8 protein-coding genes, 1 tRNA gene and 2 rRNA genes are annotated in these 6,039 nt (G+C 44.0%); 4 read left to right on the forward strand and 7 right to left on the reverse strand.

Going from position 1 to position 6,039, the window contains the following annotated elements:
- Positions 1–256: hypothetical protein (locus BZG78_RS15545; RefSeq protein WP_206779565.1), on the forward strand; the 256-nt coding region annotated here is incomplete at its 5' end.
- Positions 257–271: 15 nt separating this feature from the next.
- On the forward strand, positions 272–1,150 hold the full coding sequence (locus tag BZG78_RS15085) for a hypothetical protein (RefSeq protein WP_077661677.1): 879 nt from the start codon (positions 272–274) through the stop codon (positions 1,148–1,150).
- 213 nt (positions 1,151–1,363) lie between these two features.
- Here the strand turns inward: BZG78_RS15085 and BZG78_RS15090 are convergent, their stop codons facing one another.
- On the reverse strand, positions 1,364–1,654 hold the full coding sequence (locus BZG78_RS15090) for a MarR family transcriptional regulator (protein WP_347336565.1): 291 nt from the start codon (positions 1,652–1,654) through the stop codon (positions 1,364–1,366).
- A 228-nt stretch (positions 1,655–1,882) separates the two neighbouring features.
- On the opposite strand from BZG78_RS15090, the gene BZG78_RS15095 reads away from it, so the two are divergent.
- The gene (locus BZG78_RS15095) at positions 1,883–2,557 is read left to right on the forward strand and encodes a hypothetical protein (protein ID WP_077661678.1); all 675 of its coding nucleotides are present in this window, start codon (positions 1,883–1,885) and stop codon (positions 2,555–2,557) included.
- Positions 2,558–2,723: 166 nt separating this feature from the next.
- Here BZG78_RS15095 and BZG78_RS15645 read toward each other — a convergent pair whose 3' ends face one another.
- The 3 genes from BZG78_RS15645 to BZG78_RS15110 all read right to left on the reverse strand — a co-directional run bounded on the left by BZG78_RS15645 (position 2,724) and on the right by BZG78_RS15110 (position 4,518).
- Positions 2,724–2,900, reverse strand: a complete 177-nt coding sequence (locus BZG78_RS15645; protein WP_241827420.1) for a hypothetical protein — start codon at positions 2,898–2,900, stop codon at positions 2,724–2,726.
- Positions 2,901–2,952: 52 nt separating this feature from the next.
- Positions 2,953–3,840, reverse strand: coding sequence for a hypothetical protein (locus tag BZG78_RS15105; RefSeq protein ID WP_077661679.1), 888 nt, complete (start codon positions 3,838–3,840; stop codon positions 2,953–2,955).
- A 372-nt stretch (positions 3,841–4,212) separates the two neighbouring features.
- On the reverse strand, positions 4,213–4,518 hold the full coding sequence (locus BZG78_RS15110; RefSeq protein ID WP_077661680.1) for a hypothetical protein: 306 nt from the start codon (positions 4,516–4,518) through the stop codon (positions 4,213–4,215).
- A gap of 185 nt (positions 4,519–4,703) precedes the next feature.
- Here BZG78_RS15110 and BZG78_RS15115 point away from each other — a divergent pair, with 185 nt between their 5' ends.
- A complete protein-coding gene (locus BZG78_RS15115; protein ID WP_077522394.1) occupies positions 4,704–4,958 on the forward strand; it encodes a YfhL family 4Fe-4S dicluster ferredoxin in 255 nt (84 codons plus the stop codon).
- A 239-nt stretch (positions 4,959–5,197) separates the two neighbouring features.
- On the opposite strand, the gene BZG78_RS15120 is transcribed toward BZG78_RS15115, so the two are convergent.
- The 3 genes from BZG78_RS15120 to BZG78_RS15130 all read right to left on the reverse strand — a co-directional run.
- Positions 5,198–5,274: transfer RNA gene (locus BZG78_RS15120), tRNA-Asp, on the reverse strand.
- Between the two features lie 368 nt (positions 5,275–5,642).
- Positions 5,643–5,758, reverse strand: a 5S ribosomal RNA gene (rrf, locus tag BZG78_RS15125).
- Positions 5,759–5,872: 114 nt separating this feature from the next.
- A 23S ribosomal RNA gene (locus BZG78_RS15130) occupies positions 5,873–6,039 on the reverse strand; the annotation flags it as partial.

Genomic DNA, 6,039 nt, shown 5'->3' on the forward strand with positions numbered 1-6,039 from the left:
CATCTTTAATAAAACAATAGACTACTACTTAGAAGAGCAAGACTTTCATGAGTTTCTAGTGTTTTTTATATCAAGTTTAAGCTTGGCGATAAAAACGTACGTGGAAATCTTGAAATTCCTCCCCTCTCATTACAAGGAAGATCACGAAGCGATAGCTGCACATTTTCATGAAACCGTCTCTGACCCTGTCGCTCTTTCGCACTTCAATGAAGAATATATGAGACAAGGAATAAAGTTAATTGATAACGTTTTATAATGGAGTGGTTTGTATATGAACCTGATAAAATTAGACCCAAGAACAGGACTAGAAAAACAGCTTCTTTTTTGGCTTGCTGTATTACTACCGGTATTTCTCGCACTGGGGCTAGCTATCCCTGTTTGGCTTGAGTATTCGCTCTCATTTTCCGCCAAAAGCTATAGCACATTCCTAAAAATCAGCGCGCTCCCTATAGGTATCAGCTCGCTATCCATCCCGCTGGGTGTGCTGATTGGCAGGCTACACGGTACAAAGCAAACGGCGCTGCAAATCAACGAGGCGCAGGCTACAAACAGAACCAACCTTTATCTCTCACACTATTCCCATTTCAAAGATCATTTCGGTAAAAATTCTGACTATCATATTGACTTATTTAATGAATTAAACATGTCATTTCATGCTAAAACCCTTTACCAGAACATTTACCCTGACAATGGACTAATTTATGGCGTAAAACCACCAATCCCTGAACCTATTTTAGATGTTTGGAATTCAGTCTTATCAATTATCAATTACGTGGACAACTTAACTACAAAAATAAACGAATCATCATTGTCTGAGGATGAGCTAATTAAATCCTCCAAACATATAGATGCAGAAATAAAATTCACCTTCCCAAGAGCTGGATTCAAAATATCTCATAACTTCTCAATGTCAAWTTTTAGATTCAAAGATATTAAATCTATAGTAAGTCATGTGATTAGTGAAACAATGAAAGCAAAGGAATTTGAGCCAGCTTTCAAGGAAACCTTAGAAAATGAGCTTTTATACAAAACGGTAACGTCTCTAGAGAAATTAAAAAGCAACATGAAAGATAAAAGGGTAGAAATTGAAAATGTAGAAACTACTCTTCGATCCTATAATAATATCTTTTCAGCATGTGAAAAAACATAACGTTTTGCGAATTATGCAATAACGTTACGCATCACGCATTGCATGCTGAAGGGTTAACGGGTAAGTTTTTACGGTATGGGTGGTGATGACCTAGGCCGCTGAAAAATTTCTATTTCTCGCGAGTCGGCCGCGTTTGCAAGGGTAAAGGCCTCAGAAGGACCCGTTTACCTGAGATGCAGACACAATGATTGTGCGATCCCTTCCTTATGACCGTTATTTGAAATATTCGTAAGCAACACCACTTGAACCTGCCACTACTGACTTTCTTATCAAAAAACATTTGTCATAAAGTCGCTTTAATAACGTACTGGTGAACAACTGTGAAAGGTCACACCTTTCTGCAATCATCCACGCTGTTACATTCTCACCACTTTTGATTGATTGAAGCACTTTGAGTTGTGTCTTGCTCAACTTGATGAAGTTAAGTTGATGCGGATAGGTGCGTGCCACACGCAAAAGATCGGGCGAGATCCGCCCATTTTGGCAAAAATTGTCCACCATCATTATCATTCTCTGAGGTTTATCATAAGAAAGCCTGCGAGGTCAGGCGGGGAAAGGGTTAAGCGGCGATCGTGTTTTCAATCGAGACAGGTGATAGGAAGTTTAACCAGCACGATTTTAGCCACTCGTGATACATTTCTAATGCGACTGAACTGTTTGAATAGTAAATAGGTGACGAACTCACCGTGTTTGGCTTATACACTCATCGCAATACATACCTAGTGAGGAAAAATGGATAAAGGGTTAATTTCGCCACTGCACAATCTTGTGGCTTCATTGGTACCTGGGTTGCCGCAAGCTCAGTCCGCGGTTCAACTTGTAAGAGCCTACGATGCATACCGAGGCAAACACCGTGCAGATAAGCTTGCACAAGGGTTGGAGTTGGCTTGGTCGTGTATGGATGAATCAGATCAGAAGAGTTTTGATACGTTATGTCACGATCCTCACTTTCGAGAGCAAGCTGTCGAGTACATAGAAGCAGCCCTTAACACACCGAGTGAGATCTTGATTAAAGCCATCGCGCTGCTCATGCTCAATGACCCTGACTGCCGGCTGGATGGCGCGCAAAAGGAGCGTTTTGTTCATGGTTTTACCGGGTTAAGCGATCAAGCAGTAAGCGTCTACCTTTCTCTTGTTAAAACAGAGAAATTCACAGAAAGGCTTTACGATATTCACTTGGTTTCTAATAAATACCCGCTGGAAGACAATGATACTTCTCCAGAAATTATACTGATGATGCATCAGTCATTTTTGAATAGAGGTATTCTTCTGCCTGATCAAGCTAACAGTGGATCATTTTTTGACTCTGGAGACAGAGACCCAAATGATTGGTTTGTTCGCTTTGGCGTCTCTGACGAAATTAACCAATACAGAGCACTACTGGAAAAGGCAAAGGCTCTCGGTTAACCCCGCTTCTCCATTAACTACAATGAACATGGCGCGACCGTCGTGGATGACGCGGCTGCGTCCTTCGGTGCGAGTTTTGATCGTCCAGCGGCCGAGGTTGTTACCTTGGCCACTGCGGCGAATCGATCAGTTTGCGAATGACGTCCACGTTCGCGGCGGCGCCGTATTACAGCCACTTGGCAGTAATGTCGATGGTTTCAAGCGGTCGCCCCGTATGTTCCGAGCGCGCGTTATCGATTACGCCTACTTCGGTATAAGCACCAGGTGTGGTGCGAGTGAATTTTGCGATAGGGGATTTATCCTCCACGCTAAACACAAACTCGCCGATAACTAAGTGATGCATGGTTAGCCCTTCCCATAAAAAAGGGCCGAGCGGCCCCTATGTCTGTGCGGTGTTATTTGTTTAGCTTTGGCAGTATGGCGTTCTTACTGCTGTTGCCATATTCAATTTTGCGTACCAACCGCATTGGTATCTCAAGGCTTGATTGGGTGCGTTCGCTATAAACAGTCAGGTAATCGTTACTACGGATCAACAACCCGCCGTCTATCCTCGTTTCACTTTTACTATCAGCATCCAACATGTAAACAGATACAGGTTTCCCGCCGCCAAAGCCCGCAAAGCGAAGGAAAGTAGCATAATTTGAAGGCGTGGCGGCATATCGCAAAACAATGAGAAGAGCTAACAACGCATAAAATACTGCAATGTGCTTGTCCGACTTAGGCCGAACCAACAACAAAAGATAGGCCGATGGAAAAAACAATAAAAGCACAACAGGATGAAAAAAGCAGGTGACAATATTACACTTTAAATCATCTGTGCGTAAGAAAAGAAAAAAATAGAGAGTAATTGGTGTAATTACTGCCCACCGATAAAGCGTACCATCTTTAGGTTCTCTTATTTTGGTTTCGATCCAATTAAGTATTTTTTGCACTTTATAATCAGTATCTCGATCGGGCAAAAAGCGACCCAGCACCTCGGAGAGCTTCATGTACGCTCTTAAAGCCTTAGCTGAATAGATAACCATTAGGAATATTAAAGACATGGCTAGAGCAGCGGCAAAAGCAAGTGAAGCTACTGTCGCTTTCAGATAAGGCACCCCCTCTACAGGCGGTCTAAAACCGTAAGTAATCGAATAGGCATACGTGGCGTACTCCGTAAAGTATGCAAAGAACCCTGAACTTACCAGTACCCAAAACGTCCATACAAATAACCTCGTATGTTTTGAGTACTTTAATACTTTAGACACAACGTCTTTTTTCTCATTAATCCAGTGTGAGTCCATGCCCCCTCCTTCAAATCGGGGGGATCATACTGAGTAAATCCAGATAAGCACAGGTTCAATGATCATCAATCACGCACAGTGTGATATGTCTTTAAGTTCTCGCCAGTACAACGACAGATACACTCAATGTTGCTCTGAGGTGCAAAAAGCACAGGCGGCTTTTGTGCGGCTTGCACCTTTTTGCGTTCTACCTTTTTGACTTTCTAGGCCGTCGCCTCGGGCGGATCTAGCTTTCTACCAAACCATACGCAAATTTCTCGCCCACCTTAGCAGCCAACAATGCCAGGAACGACAGATCAAAGTACCTCACGCGGCGTAGCTTGATAAATAGCTCAGGAGCGTAGTTGCTACGCTTCGGTTAGAGCCATATATTCAATACATCGATACGGTTTGTGTGACAGGTTCTGTGAGTAAGTCTTGATGAGCAATCTCGTATGCTTGTTCCCGAGCTATCGGGAGCTGTAGTTCTGGGCAGGTCCCAAGTTTGCGTCCCTTCAAGCCCATCTCTTTTGGGAACGTGGCATATATGGTGACTTTACCGGTTTTACTAAAATCGACACGCAGGTAGTTCACCTTTTCATACTTCGACCGGCGCTCAATAGCATGCTCATAATCACTTTTTTGGCCGTTTTTGAGGTTTATGTTAAAGTGCGTGTCACTGTAGAGGCCTTTTTTCAACGGGGCTCATCCGTAAAGCTCACACATGCTACTTTTTGAATACGTCAAAAATGCCATGCGTTACGGATTTGCGTTACTAAACATGAAAAAATAAAGTTCACTTCAGTAACTCAAGGCAAACAACAGTTAATAAAAGTAATTCGTAAGCGCTTGATATAGGCGCCAAAAAGAGTGATTTTTGAAACATGGCTCTATTAATAACAGATCGATGCATAAACTGCGATATGTGTGAGCCCGAGTGTCCCAACGGGGCCATCTCGATGGGTTCCGAGATCTTTGAGATCGAGCCCGATTTATGCACCGAGTGTAAAGGCCATTACGACAAACCGACGTGCCAGTCGGTTTGCCCGATCTCCAAGTGCATTATCACCGATCCCGATAATGTCGAGACCGAGGATCAGCTCCTAGAAAAATTTGTGGTCATCCAAGGGATGGCCTAAACCATTAAAAGCGCCGCGAGGCGCTTTTTTTATGTCTTTTATTCTCCAGTAATAACCCTAACACTATAGGGACGCTCTAAACGCAAAAAACCCCAGCTTTTCAGCTAGGGTTTCTAAGTAGTGGCGGAGGGCCGGGGTTGCGGACAACGGGCAGGCCATCCTGCGGGACTCATTCGCCCGCAGGGCGAACCTGGTCAATAAAAAAAAACCCTACTAAATTTAGCAGGGTTTCTAAGTAATGGCGGAGTGGACGGGACTCGAACCCGCGACCCCCGGCGTGACAGGCCGGTATTCTAACCAACTGAACTACCACTCCGCACCAATTCTTTTTCATCAAAGTCTTACACTTAATTGCTTTGATGCTTAAATGTTTGCTAACTAAAGCCTAATACTAAGCGCTAATTAGATTATCTTGTTTGATGCGATGAGGATTTTGAATCGAGACGCGCAGTGTATGCCAATACATGAGCATCGCAGATATCAAAAGCATCGAGCTATCAACAAGATAAGCAATGAGAGCCTGGCGATGTCCTACTCTCACATGGGGAGACCCCACACTACCATCGGCNTAGATTATCTTGTTTGATGCGATGAGGATTTTGAATCGAGACGCGCAGTGTATGCCAATACATGAGCATCGCAGATATCAAAAGCATCGAGCTATCAACAAGATAAGCAATGAGAGCCTGGCGATGTCCTACTCTCACATGGGGAGACCCCACACTACCATCGGCGCTGCTTCGTTTCACTACTGAGTTCGGCATGGARTCAGGTGGGTCCAAAGCGCTATGGTCGCCAAGCAAAATTTGGTGTGTCTTCACTTTTCAGTCAAAACACGTATCTAGAAAGCTGTTCGTTCTCGCCACAATCAACTGGCTTATTTCGARTCCAACCCAAAACCTCTTGGGTGTTGTATGGTTAAGCCGCACGGGCAATTAGTACAGGTTAGCTCAACGCCTCACAGCGCTTACACACCCTGCCTATCAACGTCGTCGTCTACGACAACCCTTTAGAGAGCTCGAAGCTCTAGGGATGACTCATCTCGGGGCCAGCTTCGCGCTTAGATGCTTTCAGCGCTTAT

It is taken from the genome of Salinivibrio sp. MA351 (assembly GCF_001996065.1).
GTDB classification, from domain to species: Bacteria; Pseudomonadota; Gammaproteobacteria; order Enterobacterales; family Vibrionaceae; genus Salinivibrio; species Salinivibrio costicola.